The following is a 26,717-nucleotide window of genomic DNA, read 5'->3' as shown; positions in this document are numbered from 1 at the left end:
CCCTCGACTCGATCACACCAGAATAAGATTATCGCGATGAACCAGCTCCGGCTCAGCCATGTAGCCCAGCAGGCCGACAATGGCATCCGACGACTGACCGATGATCTTCTGCGCCTCGAGCGCACTGTAGTTAGCCAGCCCACGAGCGATCTCACGACCGTCCGGCGCCACGCACACCACCATTTCACCACGACGGAAGCTGCCCTGGACCAGCTTGACCCCTACCGGCAACAGGCTCTTGTGATCACGCGCCAGCGCATTCACCGCACCGTCGTCGAGCACCAGGGTGCCACGAGTCTGCAGGTGTCCGGCCAGCCACTGCTTGCGCGCCGCCAGCATGCCACGCTCCGGCGACAACAGAGTGCCGATGCGCTCGCCCGCCTTGAGACGATCGAGCACCCGCTCCAGGCGACCACCGACGATGATGGTATGCGCGCCCGAGCGCGCCGCCAGCCGCGCCGCCCGCAGTTTGGTCTGCATGCCGCCACGCCCCAGGGCGCCACCGGTGCCGCCCGCCACGGCATCCAGCGCCGGGTCGTCGGCGCGAGCCTCGTAGATCAGCTGCGCATCGGGATTGCTGCGCGGATCGGCATCGAACATGCCATCGCGATCCGTCAGGATCACCAGCAGGTCCGCCTCCACCAGGTTGGCCACCAGCGCCGCCAGGGTGTCGTTGTCACCGAAACGGATCTCGTCGGTGACCACCGTGTCGTTCTCGTTGATCACCGGGATGACCTTGAGCTCCACCAGCGCACGCAAGGTGCTGCGCGCATTGAGGTAGCGCTTGCGATCGGACAGGTCGTCGTGGGTCAGCAGGATCTGTGCGGTATGGCGCCCATGCTCGGCAAAGCTCGACTCCCAGGCCTGCACCAGCCCCATCTGGCCGATAGCCGCCGCCGCCTGCAATTCATGCATGGCACTCGGTCGAGCGGTCCAGCCAAGCCGACTCATGCCCGCCGCCACCGCGCCGGACGACACCAGCACCAGCTCCACGCCAGCCTCGTGCAATGCCACCATCTGCTCAACCCAGACACCCATTGCCGCGCGATCCAGGCCCTTGCCGTCCGCCGTCAGCAGTGCGCTGCCGATCTTCACGACCCAACGCTGCGCACCTGTCACCTTGCTCCGCATGATCTTCCAACCCTTGCCAGCAGGCAGCGCAACCGGGCGCCACCCACGCGATTATGTGATTTACGTATTACGGATACCAAAACGCCGCTCAGGGGAGCGGCGTTCTAGTTTACCGAATGAATCAGTCGCGGACGTAAATGATTTCCGGACCATCCTCATCATCGAAGTCATCTTCATCCCAATCATCGTCGCCGATGTCGTGGACACTCTTGACGCCGCTGCGACGCAGGGCCCGCTGGTCATCCAGAGCCTGCAACTGGGCACGCGCCTCATCCTCGATGCGCTGGTCGAGCTCACGCAACTCGTCGGCGTAGGCCGGGTCGCTGGCCAGGCGATCGAGACGATCCTCCAGGTAACGCATGATGTCACGGGTCAGACGCTCGGTACCCTCGCTGGCGATCGCCGAGATCACGTAGACCGGGCCGGTCCACTGCAGGCGATCGACCACTTCCTTGACCCGCGCCTCGTGCTCTTCCTCGAGAATCTGGTCGCACTTGTTCAGCACCAGCCAGCGATCACGCTCGACCAGCGACGGACTGAAGCGCGCCAGCTCATTGACGATCACTTCGGCCGCATCTGCGGCACTGCTTTCATCCAGCGGCGCCATGTCGACGAGGTGCAGCAGCAGACGGGTACGCGCCAGGTGCTTGAGGAAGCGAATCCCCAGGCCGGCACCCTCCGAAGCCCCCTCGATCAAGCCGGGGATGTCGGCGATGACGAAGCTCTTCCAGCGGTCGACACTGACCACACCCAGGTTCGGCACCAGCGTGGTGAACGGATAGTCCGCCACTTTCGGACGGGCGGCCGACACCGAACGAATGAAGGTACTCTTGCCGGCATTCGGCAGACCCAGCAGACCGACGTCGGCCAGCACCTTCATTTCCAGCTTGAGGTCACGCTGCTCGCCCGGCTTGCCCGGCGTGGTCTGGCGCGGTGCACGGTTGGTACTGGACTTGAAGCGGGTGTTGCCCAGGCCATGCCAGCCACCATGAGCCACCAGCAGGCGCTGACCATGCTTGACCAGATCACCGATGACCTCCTGGGTCGCGGAGTCGATCACCGTGGTGCCGACCGGCACGCGCAGGTCCAGGTCATCACCCTTTTTACCGGTGCAGTCGGTGCTGCCGCCGTTCGATCCGCGCTCGGCCTCGAAATGCCGGGTATAGCGGTAATCCACCAGGGTATTGAGGTTTTCGTCGGCAACCATATAGACCGAACCGCCATCCCCACCGTCACCGCCGTTGGGTCCACCCTTCTCGATGAATTTTTCCCGACGGAAACTCATGCAACCGTTACCGCCGTCGCCAGCCTTTACGCGAATCGATACTTCATCAACAAACTTCATAACACGCCTCTCGTCACCGGGACGAGCCGATGGAAATCAAGACATAAGACTCTTGCAAAGATGAGCGTAGCGCCACCTATCCACCCATGAAACCAGCGCACGGCTCACACGAACAGCTTTGCAAGAGACTCACCCCACAAACGAAAAAGCCCCGTCGCAAGACAGGGCTTCTCCAGCATTGCCGCGATTAAGCTGCGACGACGCTCACGTAACGACGACCGAAGGCGCCTTTTACTTCGAACTTGATCACGCCTTCGACTTTAGCGAACAGGGTGTGATCCTTACCCATGCCAACGCCATAACCGGCGTGGAATTGGGTGCCGCGCTGACGCACGATGATGTTGCCCGCCTTGATAGCCTGGCCGCCGTACATCTTCACGCCAAGTCGTTTGGCTTCTGAGTCGCGACCGTTACGGGTACTACCACCAGCTTTTTTGTGTGCCATGAGTTCAATACTCCAAAAAGGGAATTAGGCGAATTAAGCCTGAATACCGGTGATTTTGATCTCGGTGTACCACTGACGGTGACCCATGCGCTTCATGTGGTGCTTACGACGGCGGAACTTGATGATGCGGACCTTGTCGTGACGGCCTTGGGAAACCACTTCAGCCGAAACGGTAGCGCCAGCAACAACTGGAGCACCGATGTTCACGTCGTCGCCGTTGGCAACCAACAGAACGCGATCAAAGGTAACGGATTCGCCAGTGGCGACTTCCAGTTTTTCAATCTTCAGGTATTCACCTGGGGCGACTTTGTACTGCTTGCCGCCGGTAACGATTACTGCGTAAGACATGGTATTTCTCCGATAATCCTGCTCACCCAGCGCTTAATAGGTAAAGGTATTGGCTGGCATGGCTGCATGGGGCTGGAACGGCCCAAGTGCAATTGCGTAAGGCAGGTGCTGCCCAGGAAGTTCAGGGTGCGCGATTGTACGCAAGCTGTCGATTCCTTGCAAGTGGATAGGAGGCGCTGTCCTGCGGACGTTCTCCCTGAAAACGGTCGTCCGAACCGGCTTTTGGGGCAGGATTATCGAGCGCAGCAGCGTTCACGGCGCCCGGGGCCGCCTTGACAGGCCGTACCCCCGCCCTAGCATGCCGCGCAACCCTTCTGGAGCGACCCTCGCTGATGCAACCCCAAGCTTTCTACCGCGCGGTGGCGGACGATTTTAGCGCCGTCGACGGTATCATCAAGAAGCAGCTGACTTCCCGGGTGCCGCTGGTCTCGAAAATCGGTGACTACATCACCTCGGCCGGGGGCAAGCGCCTGCGTCCTTTATTGGTACTGCTTTGCGGCAAGGCCCTGGGTCGCGAAGGCGACGACCTGCGCCTGCTGGCAGCCACCATCGAATTCCTGCACACCGCCACCCTGCTGCATGACGATGTGGTCGACATGTCCGGCATGCGCCGCGGCCGCTCCACCGCCAACGCCATGTGGGGCAACGCGCCCAGCGTCCTGGTCGGTGATTTCCTCTATTCGCGCTCCTTCGAGATGATGGTCGAACTGGGCTCGATGCCGGTGATGAAGATCCTCTCCCAGGCCACCCGCATCATCGCCGAGGGCGAAGTGCTGCAACTGTCCAAGGTCCGCGACGCCAGCACCACCGAAGAAACCTACATGGAAGTCATCCGCGGCAAGACCGCGATGCTCTTCGAGGCCTCGACCCACAGCGCCGCCGCCCTGTGCGGCGCGACACCGGAGCAGGCCGAAGCCCTGCGTACCTTTGGCGACCACCTCGGCGTGGCCTTCCAACTGGTCGACGACCTGCTGGACTACAAGGGCGATGCCGAGACCCTGGGCAAGAACGTCGGTGACGACCTCGCCGAAGGCAAGCCGACCCTGCCGCTGATCTACACCATGCGCGAAGGCACGCCGGAACAGGCCGCCCTGGTACGTCGGGCCATCCAGAAAGGCGGAATCGAGGACCTGGAAAGCATCCGCGCTGCCGTGGAAGCTTCGGGCTCGCTGCAATACACCGCCCAACTGGCCCGTGACTACGTGGCCCGGGCGATTGCCTGCCTGGAGGCGCTGCCAGCCAGCGAATACCGCGATGCGCTGGTCGAACTGAGCGAGTTCGCCGTCGCCCGCACCCACTGACACACCTCTCCTTGCCGGAGCGTGCGGTGTGGCGAACCGCACGCTCCGGCAGACGTCCGCGTCATTCCCCCCTCGCCGACAAAACCCTATATAATGTGCGCTTTTAGCCTTCCCAAAACCTGAGGAGCCCTAGTGAGCACGTTGCCACCCTGCCCGAAATGCAATTCCGAGTTCACCTACGAAGACGGCGTCCAGCTGGTCTGCCCGGAGTGCGCCCATGAGTGGTCCGCCAACGGCGAAGCCGAAGCCGCCTCCGACGACAACGTGAAGAAGGACTCCGTGGGCAATATCCTCCAGGATGGCGACACCATTACCGTGATCAAGGATCTCAAGGTCAAGGGCACCTCGCTGGTGGTCAAGGTCGGCACCAAGGTGAAGAACATCCGCCTGTGCGATGGCGACCACGATATCGACTGCAAGATCGACGGCATCGGCCCGATGAAACTCAAATCGGAATTCGTCCGCAAAGCCTGAGGAAATGCCACGCTGGCGACGCGGCACCAGCCCCTGTCGCCAGCAGCCCCGGATCACCGGCAGTTTCCCCCTGGCGTCCCCCTCCTCCCCCGATTCCCGATTTCAGACCAATTCCCCCACAGAAAAACCAGGAATCCGCCAATAGGCACTTGCTATTCTTTGAATAAGAATTATTCTCATTGAAACCCATCAAGGAGATGAGACCATGACTTATTTGATCGATGCCTGGCTGGACCGCCCACACCCTTACCTGCGCATCCTGCATCGGGAAACGGGTGAAGTCTGTGCGGTACTGGAGGAAGAAGCGCTGCATGAGCTGCAGGACCAGGGCGACCTGGATGTCAGCGGGTTGAGTTCCAGCGAACCGCTGGTGCTCAAGGAACTGGTGCGCAACCTGTTCCTGTTCTGTTATGCCCGGGCATTGCGCCCCACGGCGGATCTCCACAGCAAGCTGCAGATGTGAACTCTACTCAGGCTCACACCACTGCCCCTGTGGGAGCAGGCGGTCCGGCGATACGATTTAGTCGCGAACAGGCCATCGCCTCTGCGCGGGCCAGTCGGATCGCCGCACCGCCTGCTTCAGCAGCGGCTTACAGGACGGCCAGCAGCTCGACGTCGAACACCAGCACGCTGTGCGGCGGGATGCTGCCAACGCCCTGGGCGCCATAGGCCAGCTCGCTCGGCACGTACAGACGCCATTTGCTGCCGGCGTTCATCAGTTGCAGGGCTTCGGTCCAACCGGCGATCACGCCACCCACCGGGAACTCGGCAGGCTGGCCACGCTCGTAGGAGCTGTCGAACACGGAGCCGTCGATCAGGGTACCGTGGTAGTGAGTGCGCACGGTATCCTCACGGGTCGGCTTGGCGCCGTCACCCTGGGTCAGCACTTCGAACTGCAGGCCCGAGGCCAGAGTGGTGATACCTTCACGCTTGGCGTTTTCCGCCAGGAACGCCAGGCCGGCACCCGCTGCGGCTTCAGCCTTGGCGGCCGCTTCGGCCTGCATGATTTCACGAATGACCTTGAAGCTGGCGGACAGTTCTTCCTGGCTCACACGGCTTGGCTGGCCGTTGAAGGCGTCGGTCAGACCGACCAGGATCGCGTCCAGGCTGACGCCGGGTGGCGGGTTGTCACGCAGCTGGTCACCCAACTGACGGCCAATACCGTAGCTGACGCGGGTTTCGTCGGTGGACAGATTTACTTCGGACATCATACTGCTCCGCTGTGGGACTGCTCCGGAAAATACCCTGAAAACACGGCATCTCCCCTCGCGCCCGGAACCAAAAAGGGTGGGCAGACTAGCACAGAAGCACCCACGGTTAGCAGCCCATCCCCAGAAACGACACCGCCCGTGCGTTTCACAACGAACGGGCGGTGCGGGTCGACATGGCAGCCGGGGATCAGTGCTTGGTCACCTTGTCCAGGTAGCCCATGGCGAACGCCGAGACCACGAACGTCATGTGAATGATCACGTACCACTGCAGATGCACCGGATCGACGTTCTTGGCGTCCATGAACACCCGCAGCAGGTGAATCGAGGAGATCGCCACGATGGACGCCGCCACTTTCATCTTCAACGAAGTGGAGTCCATCTTGCCCAGCCAGCTGAGCTTCTCCTTGTCGTCGGAGATATCCAGCTGGGAGACGAAGTTCTCGTAGCCGGACATCATCACCATCACCAGCAGCCCGCCCACCAGGGCCATGTCGATCATCGACAGCAGCACCAGGATCAGCTCGGACTCGGCCATGGAAAACACGTTGGGAATAACGTGAAACACTTCCTGGAAGAATTTCAGGGCCAGTGCCAGCAACCCCAGGGACAAGCCGAAGTAGATCGGCGCCAACAGCCAGCGCGACGCATACATCGCATTTTCAATAAACCGTTCCATGAATCTCACATATCGCCTGAAAATGGCCGCGAGTATACCAGCGCCTCAACCCGAGGGAAAAAGCCTGCATCACGCACCTCGTTCAACGGCAGGACAGCTGCTTCCGGGCAATTTTCTGCTAGTGTCGGCATCAATGACATCGCGCATGTACTGTGGACAGGAAAACTGAACAATGGATTTGCGACGCCCCCTGGGTTGCCTCGGACTCTCGGCCGCTCTGCTGCTGAACGCCTGCTCGCCCCACGACAAGCCGCCCCAGGCCAGCCTTGAAGAACGGACCGCGCAGTTCGAGAAAACCCTGGACGGCATTCAGGACCCCAAGCTCAAGGACGCCGTGGCGGACCTCGGCGGCTCGCTGCTGCTGCTCGAACGGGCCCGCCTGCGCCTGCGGGACAAGCCGATCGAGACCGAGTACGGCGACGATGCCCTGGCGTTGCTCAAGCACTACGCAAGCCCCCAGGCCCTGGCCGAGACCTATATCAACGGGCTGTTCGTGCTGCGCAAGAAATCCAGCTCCGACTACCTGACCGACCTGCAGCCGATCTTCCCGTTCAGTTTCAACTACCCGACCGAATTCCCCTTCCCCCACGCACTGGAATGGCAGTCGGTAACCCTCAGCGACAAGCAGGTGATCCCTTTCCAGCCGGAATGGTCGGAAACCGATCCCGGGATCCAGTTGAGCCCCTCCAGCGCGAACCTGACCAACCCGGATGACCTGACCGTCAGCTACCCCTATATCGAGGGGCTGGAGATCGAGAACAGCAAACAGCCACAGCCGGTCACCCTGCACGGCAAGATCGAGGTGATCGCCCCGCGCAAAATCGTGACCTTCAGCCTGACCGGCAAGGACATCGGCAAGCGCCAGATCCAGGACAACATCAGCCTGACCCTGGTGTCCCTCGACAGGAACAATGCCGAAGTCGAACTGAGCAACAGCGCGCCGCAAGCCCCGCAACTCGGCGATACCCTCTTGAACCCGCTGATCGTCCAGGCCCGGGATAAAACCGGGCAGTTCCTCTCGCGCTCGGGCTCGATCAACGAGAATGCCGCCCAGCTCGACTTCTATCAGAAGCAACTGGACGAAATGCTCAAGCAGAAGAGCTGGAGCGACGAGTTCGAGAAGAAACTCGACGATGAGCAGAAAACCTTCGAGGCCGGCCAGCCCAGCCGCTACACCCGTGTGTACTTCAACGGCCTGGTCGACAGGCTGGAAATCAGCGTGCTGGATTTCTCCGATGCGGTGGTCAACCGCAAGGACCTCGACCTGCCGGTACGCCAGTTCGACAACCCCACCGGCAAGGAAATCCAGGCGTTGCCAATGCCCGTGGTGGTCTACGACGATCAGGCCGCCAACTACCTCAAGGACGCCAACCTCGATGCCGAGCACCTGAAAAAGAGCGTCAGCATCAGCCAGTCGGTCGAGGACGCCAGCGCCGCGCGCATCGAGTTCGACCATCCCCGGACCTTCAACGACGAGTTGCTCGGTTCCTCCTTCAACCTCGGCGACAGCCCGGTGACCTTTTTCGCCGAAGACGAACAGGGCAAGCGCGGCGAACCACTGGAACTGCCCAAGGAAGCCTTCGAAGTCGATCCGATGGAAGGCTCGATCACCTACGATCTCAACCTGTTTCCGGAAACGCCGGCCTACGCCATCGGCTCGATCCCGCTGTTTCTCGCCAACATCCAGAAGAACAGCCTCGATGCCCGCCAGTTGCCCAAGGGCCTGGAGCTACGGGGCAACGCCCTGGTGGTCGATCAGAAACAGTTCCCTGCCGATGCCTGGCGCTTTTATGCCAAGGACGACAGCGGCAACTATCTGAAAGAGATTCTCTCCAGCAGCCACAACGGAAAAACCGGCTCGACGCCGGTTTATGAGGTGCATTACTTCTACGGCCAGCCGACACACCTGGAAAGCTACCAGCGCACCGACCTGCAGACCGTCGAATACGGCTTCGAGGTCAAGCTCGACAAGGTCCAGAACAACGAACCGGCCGAATGACTGCTCAATGCAGTTGCCGGCTGCGTTCGCCGTTGATCTGCCGTAGCTGCGCCTGCAGGTGCAGCCGCCAGATCTGCGGCTCCTCGGCCAACTGGTAGCCGTGCAGGGTCAGGCTTTCGACAATCGAGTCGAGGATGGATTCGGCAACGAAGGGGCCATGGAACGGGCCCTGGGACTTGATCGCGGAAGGTTGTTCTCCGGCCATTCCGGCGGCGAACAGGAGGGTCCACATTCCGTTATCCCCGGCAAGCGGGCGAATAACGCATTCGATACGGGTGACCAGACCCAGGCATTGACGGGTGAGACACAGGCTGCGCGACATGACGGCGACCCTCGGTAGATCCTGTCTTCAGACCCCGATGGAGCCTGTATCGTTCCAGTGACTACAGTGGATGTCCTTGCCCAGAGAATAGGTTAAATCCAGGCAACACAAGAGCCTGGAGGACAAACGGACACCTTTTTCGAAAAACGTCAAACTCTTGACCTACCCCTTGGGAGAGCAGGTTCGTCAGCGCAGGCGCCCCCAAGGGCGCCCCCCAAAAGCTTCGCGGACGGGCCCGCTCCCACAGCGAGCCCGCCGCCACAACGCCTGTCAGGACGGCTTGACCTCCGCCAGCGCCTGCTCGGCGGCCTCCTTCTCGGCCTCCTTGAGGTCGTCCTCGCTGATCAATTCGGCAATCACCCGCAGGCGCTCCACCACCCGCGCGTTGACGCTGCCCTCCGGGAACTGGCCGTCGGCATCCGGCTCACCGGCCGGCTCGCCCACCAGCAGGCTCAGCGCCTCATCGGCCTGGCGTACCGCATACACGTGGAACATCCCGGCACGCACCGCCTGCAGGACCTTCTCGTCGAGCATCAGCGTCGCGACGTTGGCCTGCGGGATGATCGCCCCCTGCTCGCCGGTCAGGCCACGGGCCTCGCAGAGCCGGAAAAAGCCCTCGATCTTCTCGTTGACCCCGCCCACCGCCTGCACCTCACCGAACTGGTTGATCGAGCCGGTAATGGCGAAGCACTGCTTGAGCGGGGTCTTCGACAGGGCCGAAATCAGCGTACAGGCCTCGCCGAGGGACGCGCTGTCGCCATCGACATAACCGTAGGACTGCTCCAGGGCGATGCTCGCGGAGATCGCCAGGGGAACTCCTGGGCATACCGGCTACCCAGATAGCCGGTGAGAATCATTACCCCCTTGGAGTGAATCGGCTGCCCAAGGTTCACCTCACGCTCGATATCGACGATACCGCTGCCCCCCGGATAGACCGTGGCGGAGATCCGCGCCGGCACGCCAAACGCCGAATCGCCGACCTCCAGCACCGTCAGGCCGTTGCACTTGCCGACCGCCGCACCGTCGGTATCGATCAGGATGATCCCCGCCAGCATGTCGTCGAGAATCCGCGCCGAGACCCGGCCGGTGCGCGTGGCCTTGGCTTTCAGCGCCCGCTCGATATGCCCGGCATCGGTGCGCTCGTCGCCGGCCAGGTGACGGATGAAGTCCGCCTCACTGACCAGTTGGAACAGATCACCGATGCGCGCCGACAGCCGCCCCTGGTGTTCGGCCAGGCGGGCGCTGTAGGTCGCCAGGCGCGCCACCGCGTCGGCGGTCAGCGGCGCCATGCCCTCTTCCGAGGTACGGGTCTTGAGCAACTGGGCGAACTGTTCCAGGCTCTCGTCGACCATCGGAATGTCTTCGTCGAAGTCCACCAGCACGCGGAACATCTCCTGGAAGTCCGGGTCCAGGTCCTGCAGGGTGTAATACAGATGACGCGCGCCAATGATGATGACCTTGAGTTGCAAGGGATCATCTGTGGCGTCAGGGTCACGGTCGCCAGGCGTCCCAGTTCGCCCAGCGGCGACTCCATCTTCAGCTTGCGCGACTGCAGGGCACGCTTGAGGGCATCCCAGACGAACGGCTCGCTGAGCATCTTCTCGGCTTCGAGGATCAGGAAGCCGCCATTGGCCCGGTGCAGCGCGCCCGGGCGCAGTTGCCGGTAGGTGGTGTACAGCGCGCCCTGGTCGGTGCTGTATTCGATCCGGCCGAACAGGTTGTCGTAGGTCGGATGCGGTTCGAACACCACCGGCGCACCGCCGCTGGCCGGATGCCCGACCACCAGGCTCGGGGCGTACTGCTCCTCGAGCAGCTTGCGCGCCACCGCATCGGTCTTGCTGTCGTCCACCAGTTGCTCGACCACGGTGCGCAGCAGATTGACCTGCATGGCTTGCAGATAACCGCAGACCGCCGCGTTTTCCGCGTACTTCTCCGACAATGGCGCCAGCAGCGGCTGCAGCGCCAGGGTGATGGTTTCCTCGTTCAACTGACGCAGTTGGTTGCTCGACTCGCGCTTCCATTGCGGCAGGCTGGCCAGTTCCTCGTTGAGGCGCTCCTCGAGCTCGGCGATGTCGGTGTGGAAACGCTCGCGCTCGGCCTCCGGCAATTGGGCGAACTCCGCCTCGTCGAGGGCCTTGCCGTCGCTCATGGGGGTAAAGGCGATATTGCTGCTGTCACGGTACAGGGCGACGTCCTTCTCCAGTGCCAGGCGCTCGATCACGTCCAGGGCGCGGTCATAACGCTGATTGAAGGAACGGTCGATACCGCTCTTTTTCTGCTGGTAGGACGGGTGCTCGAAAACTGCCGGAAAGGTCGCCAGCAGGTTGTCGATCAGGCCACCGATATCACTGATGAACGCGCCGGCCTCGCCCGCGGGCAGCTCCAGCGCCCGCGGCTCGCGCGGCTCATCGAAATTGTTGACGTAGACCCAGTCCGAAGGAGTCTGCAGACGCTTGCCCTCGGCCTTCAGGTAGCGTTTGACGAACGAGAAGCGACCGGTTCCCGGCTCGCCCATGACAAATACGTTGTAACCGGGGCGTGGCATCGCCACACCGAACTGCAACGCTTCGACCGCGCGTTCCTGGCCGAGCACACCGCGAAAAGGCTCCAGATCATTGGTGGTGGAGAAGCTGAACTGTTCAGCGGAAAAAGGGCGAGTCAGCGCTTCAGGCGCAAGACGCAGGCTGGCAGCAACAGAATCAGACATCGGGCTTCCTTACATCAGGCGGGGCAGATGCAGGCATTCTGGCGCTCGCCGCCCCCGGCTGGCAAGGCGACAGGCAGGCGAAACCTCACGGCGGGACAAAAGCCCTCGGAACCGTACTACAAAGCATGTACATCATTCTTCAGGCAAAAAATCACGGAACCCTTGGATCGTGCCTAAACTCCAACGTGCGCGGCCGGACCATAACCGGCCCACCGGGGCTCGAACAGACCGGTCCCTTGTTTTGACATGCACACAAAGAGAACAAAGCTATGAAACGGATTCTTCTCGGTACTCTCTTCACCGTCGTCTCTCTCCAGGCCATGGCCCAGGCACCAGGCGGCCCGGATTGCGGCTGGGGCAACATGCTGTTCAAAGGCCAGCGCGGTACCCCGGCGCACTTCCTGGCCTCCACCACCAACGGCACCTCCGGTAACGCCACCTTCGGCATGACCTCCGGTACCAACGGCTGCTCGACCAAGGACGCGCTGACCTATGGCGGCAAATCCTGGATCGCCATGAATGGCATGATGAACGAACTGTCGGAAGACATGGCCAAGGGCCAGGGCGAGGCGCTGACCACCTACGCCGTGGTGCTCGGTGTGGCGCCGGAAGATCGTGCGCATTTCGCCGCCGTGACTCACGAGCACTTCCAGCAGATCTTCAACAAGGCCGACGTCACCGCCGACGACGTGCACACCAACACCCTGGCCGTTCTCAAGAGCGATCCACGCCTGGCCAAGTACGCCACCCAGGCTTGAGCGTGACCCGCCCGCCCTTCGGGGCGGGCATTCCCTGCCCGACCCGGACAACAGTTGCCGACCATGCTCAAACGCCTTGCCTACCTGGCGCTCTGTGCCTGTACCCCACTCCAGGCCGCTTCACACCTCGACGATCAACGTTTGCAGCAACTGGCCAACGATCCCTTCTGGATCTCCCTGGGCCATTATGAACACGCCAAGCTCGGCGGCTGGCGCAGCTACGTCAGCGACAGCAAATTTTTTCTCGCCGCTGACGGCGCCCATCACCCCGATGCGGAGCTGAAGGCCACCGTCGCCGCACTCTACGCACCGGCCAGCGCCGGCAATCAGCACGCCCAATGCGTCTACCCGGCACGTACCCGCTGGCTCAAGACACAACTGCAACTCAAGGACCTGCCGACGCCGGACTGCTCGGAATTCAACCAGTGGTTCAAGGATGTCGCCCCCCACAGCACGGTGATGATCTTTCCCGCCGCCTACCTGAACAGCCCGTCATCGATGTTCGGCCACACCCTGCTGCGAATCGACCAGGCCGATGTGCAGCGCGACCAGACCTCGCTGCTCAGCTACGCGATCAACTTCGGCGCCTACATCGAAGGCTCGGACAACAGCATCCTCTATGCCTGGAAAGGCCTGATGGGCGGTTATCCGGGGCTGTTCGCCCTGGTGCCCTACCAGGAGAAACTGTCGGAATACCGCAGCCTGGAAAACCGCGATCTGTGGGAGTACCGGCTGAACCTGACTCCGGAAGAAACCGCGCGGATGGTCGAGCACGTCTGGGAACTGAAGCAGATCCGCTTCGACTATTTCTTCTTCGACGAAAACTGCTCCTATCGCCTGCTGGAACTGCTGCAGGTCGCCCGCCCCGGCCTGCACCTGACCGGACAGTTCCCCCTGACGGCCATCCCCACCGACACCGTGAAGGCGGTCAAGGAAGCCGGCCTGGTGGAGAAGATCGACTACCGCCCGTCCCGCGAGCGTGAGCTGTTGGAGCGGGCCAAGCCGCTGGACCCCGAGGAACAGCAATGGGTACTCAAGGTCAGCGCCGACCAGAACGCCCTGCAAGACCCGGCCTTCAAGGCTCAGCCGCGCGAGCGTCAGGCGCTGATCGTCGATGCCGCCTATCGGCTCGAACGCTACCGGGCCAATGGCCAGGAGCGCGACCCGGTACGCGCGCAACGCAGCTTCGAACTGCTGCGGGCGATCAACCGCAACCCGGCACCGGAGTTGCAAATCACCCCGCCAGGGCTGCCGGAAAACGGCCATGAGTCGCGCACCTGGCAGGCCGGGCTCGGTACCCGGGGCGACCAGGCCTTCGGCGAGTACGGCCTGCGCATGGCCTATCACGACCTGAACGACAACGCCGAGGGTTTCCCGCTGGGTGCCCAGATCGAAATCCTGCAGATGAAACTGCGCCAGTACGAAGGCAACCACTGGCAACTGCAACAGTTGGACCTGGCGACCATCCGTTCGCTGACACCACGCAACGCGCTGCTGCAGCCGTGGTCCTGGCAGGTGACGGGTGGCCTGGAGCGGGTCCCGGGCAAGCATGACGACCAGACCCTGGTCAGCCATGTCAACGGCGGCGGCGGCGCCACCTGGCAACTGGGCGACGACCTGCTCGGCTTCGCCCTGGGCACCGTGCGCCTGGAGCACAATGCCGACTTCGCCGCCTTCGTGTCACCGGCCAGCGGTTTCAACACCGGCCTGCTGTGGAAGAATCCGTTGGGCAACCTGAGCCTGGAAGCCAAGGGCGACTATTTCACCAACGGTGAAGTGCGCCGCAGCCTGAGCCTCAACCAGCAATGGGAGCTGTCGCGCAACCTCGGCCTGCGCCTGAGCGCCCAGCGCGAATTCAGCAAACTGGCGTCGGCGGAAAACGAGGTGATGCTGGAACTGAAGTGGTATCACTATTGAGCCGGGCCCGCGACGGCGCGGGCCACGACATGCCCATCCGGGTCAGTCACATTTCAGTTTCGTATGCCCGGGGTCGCGTTCCAGCGACTGCCCCAGCAGACGCAGGCAATGCTCCTGATCGCGCCTGAGCATGTTGTCGATGGTGATGTTACCCACACTCTCCAGCGCTTTCTGCTCGCCGAGGCGAATATCCACCAGGGGCGGCTCAGGTTGTAGTTGAAACAGACTGGCGGGCTCCTCGACTGCCGCCTTGGGGGCTTGTGTCACGGTGGCAGCAGGCAGATCGTCCACCGTCATGCCATAACGATCCAGCAGGGAACTCTCGGGAAGAGGCTCACCCAAGGCAACGCAGGCGGACAAGGTCAGGCCGACACCCATGCCATGGGCTTTGAAACAACTCATACACAACTCTCTTTCTTTGACCACACACGTCCCCGCGCCTTCGCGCGAGGCTGAAACAACCGACTTAGAGCGGTCGGCTCGCTATTACCCTACATCGAAAGATGACGACTCGTGCCGGAAAAATTTACCCGCCGAGGGTACAAACCGCTCAATCACAACCGCCTCGCGACCGCGCCTTCACGCCTTACTGACAAAGAACGGCCTACACTCAACGACAGGCAGGTAAGGCAATCAGGGTGTCGGAATGTGGCGTTGGCTGTTGTTGGGCGTGGTGATCGCACTCGCCGGGTGCGAGTCGACCCGCGACCATCTGCTCATGCAAGGTTATCCACCGGCCTTCGCCGATGGTTTCGACGACGGTTGTGCCAGCGGCCGGCAAGCCGCCGGGGCCATCACCGGTCAATTCAGGAAAAACGTGCCCCGCTACCTCCAGCAGCATGAGTACGCCACCGGCTGGGACGACGGTTTCCGCCAATGCCAGGCGATGCGCGAGAACGAAGACCGCGAGGCCTACAAGGACCGCCACTGGGATGAGCGCGAGCGTGCCTGGCAACAGGAAAAGGACCGCGATGCGGCAAGGGCCTACCGTTCGCAATAGGTCGCTTTCGGGCAACCATTCCCTGCCGGATCCTGCGAGCATGCTGCCCATGCCAGTCAAGGGAGAACGCCATGAGTCGCGCCTTCGTCAATGAAGACAGTGCCGCCACCCAGGCCAGCCAGCCGGTGGAGCGCCAGATCAGCACCCAACCCAACTACGTCACCCCGACGGGCCTGACCCAGTTGCAGGCACGCGTCGCCGCCCTGCAGACCGAGCATGGTCAGCAGAGCGCCCTGGGCGACCAGGCCGACAAACAGCGCCTGGCCGACATCGAACGCGACCTGCGCTATTTCAACCAGCGCCTGGCCAGCGCCCAACTCGCCGCGCCAGCGACCTCCAGCGAAGTCGTGCAGATTGGCAGCCAAGTGACCTTCGTCGATGAACAGGACCGGCAACAGCGGGTGCAACTGGTGGGGGAAGACCAGGCCGACTACGCCAGCGGCCTGATCAACTGGGGCTCGCCGCTGGGACGGGCGCTGCTCGGGGCGCGCCTCGGCGATGAGGTGTTGTGGAGGCGTCCGGCCGGCGACCGGATGATCGAGATCACCCGGATCGACCCGGCCTAGAGAGACTCAGACCACGCCCTGGGCCAGCATGGCCTCGGCGACCTTGACGAAGCCGGCGATGTTCGCGCCCTTGACGTAGTTGACCCGACCGTTCTCCTCACCGTAGTGCACGCAGGCATGGTGGATCGACTGCATGATGCCATGCAGCTTGCTGTCGACCTCACCGGCGGTCCACAGCAGGCGCATGGCGTTCTGCGACATTTCCAGGCCGCTGACCGCCACGCCGCCCGCATTCGAGGCCTTGCCCGGGGCGAACAGGGTGCCGGCGTCGATGAAGATATCCACAGCCTCCAGGGTGGTCGGCATGTTCGCGCCTTCGGCCACGCAGATGCAGCCATTGCGCAGCAGGGTCCGGGCCGCCTCGGCATCCAGTTCGTTCTGGGTCGCACACGGCAGCGCGATATCGCAGCTCAGGGCCCATGGATGCTGACCCGCGAGGAATTCCAGGCCGAAACGTTGCGCCAGTTCGCTGATCCGACCGCGCTGGACGTTTTTCAGCGCCATCAGCGCCTGCCATTGTTCCTCCGTCAGCCCGGCCTCGCAGTACAGCGTGCCTTCGGAGTCGGACAGCGAGATCACCTTGCCACCCAGATCCATGACCTTGCGTGCCGCGTACTGCGCGACGTTGCCGGAGCCGGAGATCGCCACGCGCTTGCCTTCGACGCGGTCGCCCTGGCGCTTGAGCATCTCCTCGGCGAAGTACACGCAGCCGAAGCCGGTGGCTTCCGGACGGATCAGACTGCCGCCGTAGCTCATGCCCTTGCCGGTCAGTACCGAAGTGAACTGGTTGGCCAGGCGCTTGTACTGGCCGAACAGGAAGCCGATCTCCCGGGCGCCGACGCCGATGTCACCAGCCGGCACGTCCACATCGGCACCGATGTGGCGATACAGCTCGCTCATGAACGCCTGGCAGAAACGCATGACTTCCGCATCGCTCTTGCCCTTGGGGTCGAAGTCCGAACCGCCCTTGCCGCCGCCCATCGGCAGTGAGGTCAGGGCGTTCTTGAAGCTCTGCTCGAAGGCGAGGAACTTCAGCACGCCGAGGTTCACCGACGGATGGAAGCGCAGGCCGCCCTTGTACGGGCCGATAGCGCTGTTCATCTGGATGCGGAAGCCACGGTTGACCTGGACCTTGCCCTGATCGTCGACCCACGACACGCGAAACGTGATGGCCCGTTCCGGCTCACACAGACGCTCGAGGATGCCCGAGGTCAGATAGTGCGGATTGGCCTCCAGAAAAGGCCACAGGCTGCGCAGGACCTCCTCCACCGCCTGGTGGAATTCCGGCTGGTCCGGATCGCGTTTTTTCAGACGGGCAAGGAAGTGGTCGACTGATTCGATCATGGGAAGGGTCTCGTCAATGAGTTGTCGTTTTCAATAAGTCGACCCGGACTTTAGCAACTGAACTGGCACTATGACAGTGCAAAATGTCGCACTTATGAATTTAAATGGTGCTTTTTATGTAAATCCATGGGTGAATCAGGCCCTGAGAGCACCCTAAAAGCGCATGAGAGCACGACGACGCACCAAAGCGGAAACAGCGCAAAGGCGGGCATAAAAAAACGGAGCCCGAAGGCTCCGCTTTTTTCCACAGCCGGCCCGATCAGGCCAGTTTCTTGTGCCGTACGCGATGTGGCTGGGCCGCTGCGTCGCCGAGGCGCTTCTTGCGATCGGCTTCGTACTCGGTGTAGTTGCCTTCGAAGAACACCGCTTGCGAATCGTCCTCATAGGCCAGGATGTGGGTGGCCACACGGTCCAGGAACCAACGGTCGTGGGAGATCACGATGGCCGCGCCCGGGAAGTCCAGCAGGGCTTCCTCCAGGGAACGCAGGGTTTCGACGTCGAGGTCGTTGGACGGTTCGTCGAGCAGCAGGACGTTGCCGCCCTCCTTCAGGGTCAGTGCCAGGTGCAGGCGACCGCGCTCACCACCGGACAGGTCCTTGACGAACTTCTGCTGGTCGCCACCCTTGAAGTTGAAGCGACCGACGTAGGTACGCGACGGGATCTCGTAGTTGCCGATGCGGATCTGGTCGGAACCGTCGGAGATCTGCTGGAATACGGTCTTGCTGCCGTCCAGGTCCTCGCGGCTCTGGTCGACGCAGGCCAGTTGCACGGTTTCACCGATCTCGATGCTGCCCGAGTCCGGAGTCTCCTTGCCCATCAGCATGCGGAACAGTGTCGATTTACCGGCACCGTTACCCCCGATCACACCGACGATCGCGCCTTTCGGCATGCTGAACGACAGGTTGTCGATCAGAACGCGATCACCGTAACCCTTGGTGACGTTCTTGAATTCGATGACCTTGTCGCCCAGGCGAGGACCGGCCGGGATATAGATCTCGTTGGTCTCGCTGCGCTTCTGGAATTCCTGCGACTGCATTTCCTCGAAGCGCTGCAGACGGGCCTTGGATTTCGACTGGCGTGCCTTGGCGCCCTTGCGCACCCACTCCAGTTCTTCCTTCATGGCCTTCTCGTGAGCCGACTGCTGCTTGGATTCCTGGGCCAGACGCTCGGACTTGGCTTCCAGCCAGCCCGAGTAGTTGCCTTCGTACGGAATACCGGCGCCGCGGTCGAGTTCGAGAATCCAGCCGGCAACGTTGTCCAGGAAGTAACGGTCGTGGGTGATCGCCACCACGGTACCCGGGAAGTCGTGCAGGAAGTGCTCCAGCCAGGCGACGGAATCGGCGTCCAGGTGGTTGGTCGGTTCGTCGAGCAGCAGCATGTCCGGAGCCGAAAGCAGCAGGCGGCACAGGGCCACGCGACGTTTCTCGCCACCGGACAGGTGTTCGACACGGGCATCCCAGGCCGGTAGGCGCAACGCGTCGGCGGCGACTTCGAGCTGGCGCTCCAGGTTGTGGCCATCGCTGGCCTGCAGGATCGCTTCCAGCTTGGCCTGCTCGGCGGCCAGCTTGTCGAAGTCGGCATCCGGCTCGGCGTAGGCGGCGTAGACCTCGTCCAGGCGGGCCTGGGCATCCTTGATCACGCTGACCGCTTCCTCGACCACTTCGCGCACGCTCTTGGTCGGATCCAGTTGCGGCTCCTGCGGCAGGTAGCCGACATTCAGGTCCGGCATCGGCCGCGCTTCACCGTCGAACTCGGTGTCGACGCCGGCCATGATTTTCAACAGGGTGGACTTACCCGAGCCGTTCAGGCCAAGGACGCCGATCTTGGCGCCCGGGAAAAACGACAGGGAGATGTTTTTCAGGATTTCCCGCTTCGGCGGCACAACTTTGCTCAGCCGATGCATGGTGAAGACGTATTGAGCCATGGAGAACCTAGCGTCAGTGACTGATGAAATATGAAGGCGCAGCCCGGGCCGGCAGCATTGCGCGGCATGCGTTATGCATCATCGAATGCAGCGCCAATCCTGCGTCAACTATGGGAGCGCAAAAACGCCCGCGTAACAGGTAAAATTACCTGAATGTGTGCACCAGGGCAAACCACCGGGCGGAACAGGGCTGGCACTTTGCCACAAGTCAAGGCATGCTAGCCGCCCTTCGGGCGTCCGGCTTATAGTGCACGTCGCGCCAATCCAGCCCAACCGCAGGATCACAGTTTGAGCAACGCCAACCCGCCATCGTCCGCGCGCGCATCCCGCCAGGTGTCCGGCACGCCCCTGCGCGGCACAATCAAGGCTGTTCTGGCGATCCTGGTGCTGCTCATGCTCGCCGTACTGTTCTGGCAACTGATCGACCAGTTCCAGCAGACCCGCAAGATCCAGCGCCAGTACAGTATCGACTACAGCGCCGAGCTGGCCGATCACATCAGCCTGAACATGAAGCTCGATGCGCAGATCGCCGCCAACCTGCTGCCGATCTTCGAGAAACCCGAGACCCCCGAGCAGCAACAGCAACTGCTCGGCAAACTGCGCCTGTCCCTGCCTTCCATCCAGAGCTTCGCCCTGTTCGACATCAAGGGTAACCTGATCAGCGACAGCGCCACCGACAGCCGTGACATCGACTACCTGAGCGAACTGGTCCGGCACAGCAACCGCACCCAGGCCTACTACTTCACCAACGACGACGATGGCTCGATCGTCCACCTGCTGCTGCGCCAGGCCACTGGCGAGACCAACGGCTACTGGGCGCTGCGCCTGGGGCCGAGTCTGTTCCAGAGCCTGACCCGCCAGACCGAACAGAAATTCCGCCCGACCTGGGTGATCGAAAACCGCCTGAACCATCGTGTGCTCAGCCGCGACAACGACATCAGTCCGCGGCCGTCGGTGCTGCAGCCGGATGACGAGGCCAACAGCGTGCTGATCGCGCCACTGTCCAACAGCGACTGGCAACTGCGCGGCCTGTTCGACCAGCGCAAGATGCTCGAGGAACTGCTGCCGGCCCTGATCGGCAAGTGTCTGCTGGGCCTGGGCCTGTCGATGCTGCCGGTGCTGGCGCTGATCAACATGCGGCGCCGCCAGCGCCAGGTGCATGAAGGCCGCCGGCGCTACCAGGAAATCTTCGAAGGCACCGGCGTGGCGCTGTGCGTTCTCGATCTCTCCAGCCTGCCGGGGTTCCTGGAAAACCATCGACTGGGCGACAGCGAAAGCCTCAGGCAGTGGGTCGCCCACGACCCGCAACATCGCCGCCTGCTGTTCGAACAACTGCGCATCACCGAAATCAACCTGGTCGCGCTGCGCCTGCTCAATGTCGACTCCCGCGAAAGCGCCTGGAGCTGCCTGATCGAGGGCTGCCCGAGCCAGGTCACCGGTATCGGCTATCCGCTGGTCGATGCGCTGATCAACCGGCAGAGCCAGCTGGAACTGGAAATCAAGCAGACCGATGCCCACGGCCAGGACCAGCACCTGTGGCTGGTGCTGCGCCTGCCGGAAGACCCCAGCGACTACAACGCGGTGATCCTGAGCATCAGCGATATCACCAGTCGCAAACTGATCGAACTGTCGCTGCTCGAACGCGAAGGCTTCTGGTCGGACGTGGTCCGGACGGTGCCCGACCACCTCTACGTCCAGGACGTGATCAGCCAGCGGATGATCTTCAGCAACCACCACCTGGGTCAGACGCTCGGCTACAGCAAGAGCGAGCTGCACCAGATGGGCGAATACTTCTGGGAGATCCTGCTGCACCCGGAGGATGCCGAGCATTATCACCGCCTGCGCCACCAGCAGCGCCACGCCGGCTACAGCCAGTTGCTGCAGTGCCAGCTGCGTTTCCGCCACCGCGACGGCCAGTGGCGGCGCTTCGAGATCCGCGAACAGGCCCTGGCCCGGGACAAGTACGACCAGGTCACGCGGATCATCGGCGTGGCCAAGGACATCACCGACCAGATCGAAGCCAGCGAATCGCTGCGCGACAGCGAACAACGCTACCGAATGCTGGCCGAAAGCATCAGCGACGTGATCTTCTCCACCGACAGCACGCTGCAGCTGAACTATGTCAGCCCTTCGGTGCAGACCGTCCTCGGTTATGACGCCGACTGGGTGTTCAAGCACGGCTGGCACTCGACCATCGCCAACCCGGCGCAACTGACCGGCATCTATCAACTGATGGAACGGGTCAGCAAGGCCCTGGACAAACCCGAACAACTGGCCGAACTGCGCAGCAAGGTCCAGACCCAGCTGTTCCTGTTCGACTGCCTGCGGGCCGACGGCCGCAAGATCCCGATCGAACTGCGGCTGGTGCTGGTCTGGGACGAGCACGGCGCGTTCGAAGGCATTCTCGGCGTCGGCCGCGACATCAGCCAGCAACGCCGGGCGGAGAAAGACCTGCGCATGGCGGCCACGGTATTCGAGCACTCGACCTCGGCGATCCTGATCACCGACCCGGCCGGCTACATCGTCCAGGCCAACGAGGCCTTCAGCCGCGTCAGCGGTTATGCCGTGTCCGACGTGCTGGACCAGTTGCCCAACATGCTTACCGTCGACGACCAGCAGGAAGCCCACCTGCGCTACGTGCTCAAGCAACTGGAGCAGCACAACACCTGGGAAGGCGAAGTCTGGCTCAAGCGCCGCAGCGGCGAGCACTACCCGGCCTGGGTCGGCATCACCGCGGTGCTCGACGACGAGGGCGACCTGGCCAGCTACGTGTGCTTCTTCAGCGACATCAGCGAGCGCAAGGCCAGCGAACAGCGGATCCACCGCCTGGCCTACTACGACGCCCTGACCCACCTGCCCAACCGCACGCTGTTCCAGGACCGCCTGCACACCGCGCTGCAACAGGCCGAGCGGCAGAAGGCGTGGGTGGTGCTGATGTTCCTCGACCTCGACCGCTTCAAGCCGATCAACGACTCCCTCGGCCACGCCGCCGGCGACCGCATGCTCAAGGAAATGGGCACCCGCCTGCTGGCCTGCGTCGCCGAGGACGACACCGTGGCGCGCATGGGTGGCGACGAGTTCACCCTGCTGCTGCAGCCACGGGCGACCCGCGAGATGGCTCTGAACCGGGCGATTCACGTCGCCGAACAGATTCTCACCAGCCTGGTCACGCCGTTCGTGCTCGAAGGCCGCGAGTTCTTCGTCACCGCCAGTATCGGTATCGCCCTGAGCCCGCAGGACGGCAGCGAGCTCAGCCAACTGATGAAGAACGCCGATACCGCGATGTACCACGCCAAGGAGCGCGGCAAGAACAACTTCCAGTTCTACCAGGCCGACATGAACGCCAGCGCCCTGGAGCGCCTGGAGCTGGAAAGCGACCTGCGCCACGCCCTGGAACAGAACGAATTCGTGCTCTACTACCAGCCGCAGTTCAGCGGCGACGGCAAGCGCCTGACCGGTGCCGAAGCACTGCTGCGCTGGCGCCATCCACGTCGCGGCCTGGTGCCGCCGGGTGACTTCATCCCGGTACTCGAAGAACTGGGGCTGGTGGTGGATGTCGGCGACTGGGTGCTGGCCGAGGCCTGCCGCCAGCTCAAGACCTGGCACCAGAACAAGGTCCGCGTGCCCAAGGTTTCGGTGAACATTTCCGCCCGGCAGTTCTCCGACGGCCAGTTGGGTACGCGCATCGCCACCATCCTGCGCGACACCGGCCTGCCGCCGGCGTGCCTGGAACTGGAACTGACCGAAAGTATCCTGATGCGCGAAGTCAGCGAAGCCATGCTGATCCTCGCCGGCCTCAAGAACCTGGGCCTGAGCATCGCGGTGGACGACTTCGGCACCGGCTACTCCTCGCTCAACTACCTCAAGCAGTTCCCTATCGACGTGCTGAAGATCGACCGAACCTTCGTCGACGGCCTGCCGTCGGGCGAACAGGATGCGCAGATCGCCCGGGCGATCATCGCCATGGCCCACAGCCTGAACCTGGCGGTGATCGCCGAGGGCGTGGAGACCCACGAGCAACTGGACTTCCTGCGTGAACACGGCTGCGACGAGGTGCAGGGCTACCTGTTCGGCCGGCCGATGGCGGCGGGCCGCTTCGAGGCGCAGTTCAGCAATGATGCGCTGTTCATGTTCGACTGAAAGCCCGCGGCGCGACAGCTGACGCTATTCGCGGGCAAGCCCGCTCCCACCGGTTTTACGCAACTGCCTGCCCGCGATGGCCCCCGCCAATCCAAGCTGAATGCCACTTATCTGCGACATGATGCCCTTTCATATGCCAGATAAAGACCATTGAGTTAGAATGCCCTCCTTTCTGCCCCCCGATCCTTGAGGACCGCCATGTTCAGCCGTGATTTGACTATTGCCAAGTACGACGCCGATCTCTTTGCCGCCATGGAGCAAGAAGCTCAGCGCCAGGAAGAGCACATCGAGCTGATCGCCTCGGAAAACTACACCAGCCCCGCGGTGATGGAAGCCCAGGGTTCGGTGCTGACCAACAAGTACGCCGAAGGCTATCCAGGCAAGCGCTACTACGGCGGCTGCGAATACGTCGACGTGGTTGAGCAACTGGCTATCGACCGCGCCAAGGAACTGTTCGGCGCCGACTACGCCAACGTTCAGCCGCACGCCGGTTCCCAGGCCAACGCCGCTGTCTACCTGGCCCTGCTGCAAGGTGGCGACACCATCCTGGGCATGAGCCTGGCCCACGGCGGTCACCTGACCCACGGTGCCAGCGTTTCCTCCTCCGGCAAGCTGTACAACGCCGTGCAGTACGGCATCGACGCCAACGGCCTGATCGACTACGACGAAGTCGAGCGCCTGGCGGTCGAGCACAAGCCGAAAATGATCGTGGCCGGTTTCTCCGCCTACTCGCAGGTGCTGGACTTCGCCCGCTTCCGCGCCATTGCCGACAAGGTCGGTGCCTACCTGTTCGTCGACATGGCCCACGTGGCCGGCCTGGTCGCCGCTGGCGTCTACCCGAACCCGGTGCCGTTCGCCGACGTGGTCACCACCACCACCCACAAGACCCTGCGCGGTCCGCGTGGCGGCCTGATCCTGGCCAAGGCCAACCCGGAAATCGAGAAGAAGCTGAACTCCGCCGTATTCCCGGGCGCCCAGGGCGGCCCACTGGAGCACGTGATCGCGGCCAAGGCGATCTGCTTCAAGGAAGCGCTGCAGCCTGAGTTCAAGGCTTACCAGCAACAAGTGGTGAAGAACGCCCAGGCCATGGCCGAAGTGTTCATCGCCCGCGGCTTCGACGTGGTCTCCGGCGGTACCCAGAACCACCTGTTCCTGCTGTCGCTGATCAAGCAAGACATCTCCGGCAAGGACGCCGATGCCGCCCTGGGCAAGGCCTTCATCACCGTGAACAAGAATTCGGTGCCGAACGATCCACGCTCGCCGTTCATCACCTCCGGCCTGCGCTTCGGTACCCCGGCTGTCACCACCCGTGGCTTCAAGGAAACCGAATGCCGCGAGCTGGCTGGCTGGATCTGCGACATCCTGGCTGACCTGAACAACGAAGCGGTGATCGATGCCGTTCGCGAGAAGGTCAAGGCCATCTGCAAGAAGCTGCCGGTATACGGCGCCTGATACGCCCGCATCACGCAGCACGAAAGAGCCCGGTCAGCGATGACCGGGCTTTTTTTCGCCTCAAGAAAATCCCCTGCCCCCTCAAGGAGCGCCCCCCGACAAGCCCTGCTCCTGCAGAAGCGAAGGCACATCGCGATAACTGGTCAGACCGGTCGAACCAATTTTTCGAAAAACCGCTTGTTATCCCAGAAAATCCGGGCGTAGACTGAACCCGCACTGGACATACCGGTAAGACCACAACAATTAAGTTCCAATGCCGTGGCCACAGGTCCGGACAAGGAACGCCGACCAGGATCCTCCCCATGCTCAAATGGTGCTCGCGTTCGATTTTCCTTCAGGTCGTCCTTGGATTGGTGCTGGGCATCATCTTCGGGCTCACCCTTCCCGAATACTCAACCCAGCTCAAACCCTGGGCGACGGCTTCATCAAGCTGATCAAGATGCTGATCGGGCTGATCGTCTTCTGCGTGGTGGTCAGCGGCATTTCCGGCGCCGGCGACCTGAAGAAGGTCGGGCGTATCGGCCTCAAGTCGGTGATCTACTTCGAGGTGCTGACCACCATTGCCCTGCTGATCGGGCTGATCCTGGCCTTCTCCACCGGCATCGGCAGCGGCGCCAACATCCATCTGGAGCAACTGTCCAAGGCCGCCCTGGGCGACCTCGCCGATCGTGGCCAACACCTGCGCGGGGCCACGCAGTTCCTGATGGACCTGATCCCCAACTCGGTACTCAGCGCCTTTGCCGACAACAACATCCTGCAGGTGCTGCTGTTCTCGGTCCTGTTCGGCAGCGCCCTGAACCTGGTGGGCGAGTCGGCCTCGGGCATCTCGCGTCTGATCAACGAACTGAGCCATGTGATCTTCCGCATCATGGGCATGATCGTGCGCCTGGCGCCGATCGGCGTATTCGGCGCCATCGCCTTCACCACTAGCACCTACGGCCTGGAATCGCTGCGGCAACTGGGCAACCTGGTGGCCCTGTTCTATGTCACCTGCCTGGCCTTCGTCGTGCTGATCCTCGGCCTGGTGATGCGCGTGTCGGGGCTGCGGATCCTGCCGTTCCTCAAGTATTTCCGTGAAGACCTGCTGATCGTCATGGGTACAGCCTCCTCGGACGCCGTTTTGCCGCAAGTGATGCGCAAGCTCGAACACCTGGGCATCGGCAGCTCGACGGTCGGCCTGGTGATTCCCACCGGCTACTCGTTCAACCTAGACGGTTTCTCGATCTACCTGACCCTGGCCATCGTCTTCATCGCCAATGCCACCGGTACTCCGCTGGCCCTGACCGACCTGCTGACCATCCTGCTGGTATCACTGATCACCTCCAAGGGCGCCCATGGCATTCCCGGTTCGGCCCTGGTGATCCTCGCCGCGACCCTGTCGGCGATCCCGGCGATTCCGGTGGTCGGCCTGGTGCTGGTGCTGGCGGTCGACTGGTTCATGGGCATCGGCCGGGCCATGACCAACCTGATCGGCAACTGCGTGGCCACCGTGGCCATCGCCCGCTGGGAAAAGGACATCGACCTGCAGCGGGCGCACAAGGTGCTCGAAGGCCAGCAGGGTTATGCCTTCACCCCGAGAAAGCCGAACCCCTCCGCTCATCAGCAGGAGTTCTGATGCGATATGCCCACGCAAGGGCACCTGTACCGACCCGGCAGG

At 62.6% G+C, this 26,717-nt stretch carries 20 protein-coding genes and 2 pseudogenes; 11 read left to right on the top strand and 11 right to left on the bottom strand.

Going from position 1 to position 26,717, the window contains the following annotated elements; all coding sequences use genetic code 11:
* Positions 1 to 12: 12 nt before the first annotated feature.
* From proB to rplU, 4 genes are all read right to left on the bottom strand, one after another.
* A complete protein-coding gene (gene proB / locus ACZ5KU_RS04085) occupies positions 13 to 1,131 on the bottom strand; it encodes a glutamate 5-kinase (protein ID WP_054059041.1) in 1,119 nt (372 codons plus the stop codon).
* A 121-nt stretch (positions 1,132 to 1,252) separates the two neighbouring features.
* Complete coding sequence (gene cgtA / locus ACZ5KU_RS04080; RefSeq protein WP_054063775.1) at positions 1,253 to 2,476, bottom strand: Obg family GTPase CgtA; 1,224 nt, start codon at positions 2,474 to 2,476, stop codon at positions 1,253 to 1,255.
* Between the two features lie 187 nt (positions 2,477 to 2,663).
* A complete protein-coding gene (gene rpmA, locus ACZ5KU_RS04075) occupies positions 2,664 to 2,921 on the bottom strand; it encodes a 50S ribosomal protein L27 (RefSeq protein WP_003281574.1) in 258 nt (85 codons plus the stop codon).
* Positions 2,922 to 2,954: 33 nt separating this feature from the next.
* On the bottom strand, positions 2,955 to 3,269 hold the full coding sequence (rplU, locus tag ACZ5KU_RS04070; RefSeq protein WP_017905394.1) for a 50S ribosomal protein L21: 315 nt from the start codon (positions 3,267 to 3,269) through the stop codon (positions 2,955 to 2,957).
* Between the two features lie 332 nt (positions 3,270 to 3,601).
* Between rplU and ACZ5KU_RS04065 the strand changes: the two genes are divergently transcribed.
* The 3 genes from ACZ5KU_RS04065 to ACZ5KU_RS04055 all read left to right on the top strand — a co-directional run bounded on the left by ACZ5KU_RS04065 (position 3,602) and on the right by ACZ5KU_RS04055 (position 5,507).
* Complete coding sequence (locus ACZ5KU_RS04065) at positions 3,602 to 4,570, top strand: polyprenyl synthetase family protein (protein WP_054059043.1); 969 nt, start codon at positions 3,602 to 3,604, stop codon at positions 4,568 to 4,570.
* 132 nt (positions 4,571 to 4,702) lie between these two features.
* A complete protein-coding gene (locus ACZ5KU_RS04060) occupies positions 4,703 to 5,044 on the top strand; it encodes a zinc ribbon domain-containing protein YjdM (protein WP_017905392.1) in 342 nt (113 codons plus the stop codon).
* 205 nt (positions 5,045 to 5,249) lie between these two features.
* Positions 5,250 to 5,507, top strand: a complete 258-nt coding sequence (locus tag ACZ5KU_RS04055; protein WP_054063774.1) for a PA4570 family protein — start codon at positions 5,250 to 5,252, stop codon at positions 5,505 to 5,507.
* A 127-nt stretch (positions 5,508 to 5,634) separates the two neighbouring features.
* On the opposite strand, the gene ACZ5KU_RS04050 is transcribed toward ACZ5KU_RS04055, so the two are convergent.
* Positions 5,635 to 6,252 (bottom strand): FKBP-type peptidyl-prolyl cis-trans isomerase, encoded by a 618-nt coding sequence (locus ACZ5KU_RS04050; protein ID WP_054059045.1) that lies wholly within the window; start codon positions 6,250 to 6,252, stop codon positions 5,635 to 5,637.
* A gap of 190 nt (positions 6,253 to 6,442) precedes the next feature.
* Complete coding sequence (locus ACZ5KU_RS04045) at positions 6,443 to 6,931, bottom strand: TIGR00645 family protein (protein ID WP_017905389.1); 489 nt, start codon at positions 6,929 to 6,931, stop codon at positions 6,443 to 6,445.
* A gap of 172 nt (positions 6,932 to 7,103) precedes the next feature.
* On the opposite strand from ACZ5KU_RS04045, the gene ACZ5KU_RS04040 reads away from it, so the two are divergent.
* Entirely contained in the window at positions 7,104 to 8,930 is a 1,827-nt protein-coding gene (locus ACZ5KU_RS04040) for a hypothetical protein (RefSeq protein WP_464736853.1), read from the top strand.
* A 4-nt stretch (positions 8,931 to 8,934) separates the two neighbouring features.
* On the opposite strand, the gene ACZ5KU_RS04035 is transcribed toward ACZ5KU_RS04040, so the two are convergent.
* Together ACZ5KU_RS04035 and ACZ5KU_RS04030 are read right to left on the bottom strand one after the other, a co-directional pair.
* Positions 8,935 to 9,252: a PA4575 family protein gene (locus ACZ5KU_RS04035; protein ID WP_054059047.1), complete on the bottom strand. Its 318-nt coding sequence runs from the start codon at positions 9,250 to 9,252 to the stop codon at positions 8,935 to 8,937.
* Positions 9,253 to 9,522: 270 nt separating this feature from the next.
* A pseudogene (locus tag ACZ5KU_RS04030) lies at positions 9,523 to 11,959 on the bottom strand (Lon protease family protein).
* Between the two features lie 269 nt (positions 11,960 to 12,228).
* Here ACZ5KU_RS04030 and ACZ5KU_RS04025 point away from each other — a divergent pair.
* Together ACZ5KU_RS04025 and ACZ5KU_RS04020 are read left to right on the top strand one after the other, a co-directional pair.
* Positions 12,229 to 12,717 carry a DUF3015 domain-containing protein gene (locus ACZ5KU_RS04025; protein WP_054059049.1) on the top strand — a complete coding sequence of 163 codons (489 nt, stop codon included), beginning with the start codon at positions 12,229 to 12,231 and terminating at the stop codon, positions 12,715 to 12,717.
* Positions 12,718 to 12,780: 63 nt separating this feature from the next.
* Positions 12,781 to 14,634: an Lnb N-terminal periplasmic domain-containing protein gene (locus ACZ5KU_RS04020; RefSeq protein ID WP_416771710.1), complete on the top strand. Its 1,854-nt coding sequence runs from the start codon at positions 12,781 to 12,783 to the stop codon at positions 14,632 to 14,634.
* Positions 14,635 to 14,676: 42 nt separating this feature from the next.
* On the opposite strand, the gene ACZ5KU_RS04015 is transcribed toward ACZ5KU_RS04020, so the two are convergent.
* Entirely contained in the window at positions 14,677 to 15,036 is a 360-nt protein-coding gene (locus tag ACZ5KU_RS04015; RefSeq protein WP_054059051.1) for a hypothetical protein, read from the bottom strand.
* Positions 15,037 to 15,280: 244 nt separating this feature from the next.
* Here ACZ5KU_RS04015 and ACZ5KU_RS04010 point away from each other — a divergent pair, with 244 nt between their 5' ends.
* Together ACZ5KU_RS04010 and ACZ5KU_RS04005 are read left to right on the top strand one after the other, a co-directional pair.
* A complete protein-coding gene (locus ACZ5KU_RS04010; protein WP_054059052.1) occupies positions 15,281 to 15,634 on the top strand; it encodes a hypothetical protein in 354 nt (117 codons plus the stop codon).
* A gap of 71 nt (positions 15,635 to 15,705) precedes the next feature.
* Positions 15,706 to 16,200, top strand: a complete 495-nt coding sequence (locus ACZ5KU_RS04005; protein ID WP_416771708.1) for a GreA/GreB family elongation factor — start codon at positions 15,706 to 15,708, stop codon at positions 16,198 to 16,200.
* A gap of 6 nt (positions 16,201 to 16,206) precedes the next feature.
* On the opposite strand, the gene gdhA is transcribed toward ACZ5KU_RS04005, so the two are convergent.
* Positions 16,207 to 17,544 carry an NADP-specific glutamate dehydrogenase gene (gene gdhA / locus ACZ5KU_RS04000; RefSeq protein WP_054059054.1) on the bottom strand — a complete coding sequence of 446 codons (1,338 nt, stop codon included), beginning with the start codon at positions 17,542 to 17,544 and terminating at the stop codon, positions 16,207 to 16,209.
* Positions 17,545 to 17,803: 259 nt separating this feature from the next.
* Positions 17,804 to 19,468: an energy-dependent translational throttle protein EttA gene (gene ettA / locus ACZ5KU_RS03995; protein ID WP_054059055.1), complete on the bottom strand. Its 1,665-nt coding sequence runs from the start codon at positions 19,466 to 19,468 to the stop codon at positions 17,804 to 17,806.
* 288 nt (positions 19,469 to 19,756) lie between these two features.
* Here ettA and ACZ5KU_RS03990 point away from each other — a divergent pair, with 288 nt between their 5' ends.
* The 3 genes and pseudogenes from ACZ5KU_RS03990 to ACZ5KU_RS03980 all read left to right on the top strand — a co-directional run bounded on the left by ACZ5KU_RS03990 (position 19,757) and on the right by ACZ5KU_RS03980 (position 26,675).
* Positions 19,757 to 23,608: a bifunctional diguanylate cyclase/phosphodiesterase gene (locus ACZ5KU_RS03990; protein ID WP_416771706.1), complete on the top strand. Its 3,852-nt coding sequence runs from the start codon at positions 19,757 to 19,759 to the stop codon at positions 23,606 to 23,608.
* A 198-nt stretch (positions 23,609 to 23,806) separates the two neighbouring features.
* Positions 23,807 to 25,060, top strand: coding sequence for a serine hydroxymethyltransferase (glyA, locus tag ACZ5KU_RS03985; RefSeq protein WP_054059057.1), 1,254 nt, complete (start codon positions 23,807 to 23,809; stop codon positions 25,058 to 25,060).
* 302 nt (positions 25,061 to 25,362) lie between these two features.
* Positions 25,363 to 26,675: pseudogene (locus tag ACZ5KU_RS03980) on the top strand (C4-dicarboxylate transporter DctA).
* Positions 26,676 to 26,717: the final 42 nt, after the last annotated feature.

It is taken from the genome of Pseudomonas sp. Tof1 (genome assembly GCF_055390395.1).
The sequence above is the reverse complement of the archived record's forward strand: the minus strand, read 5'-3'. Positions and strand labels throughout refer to the sequence as shown.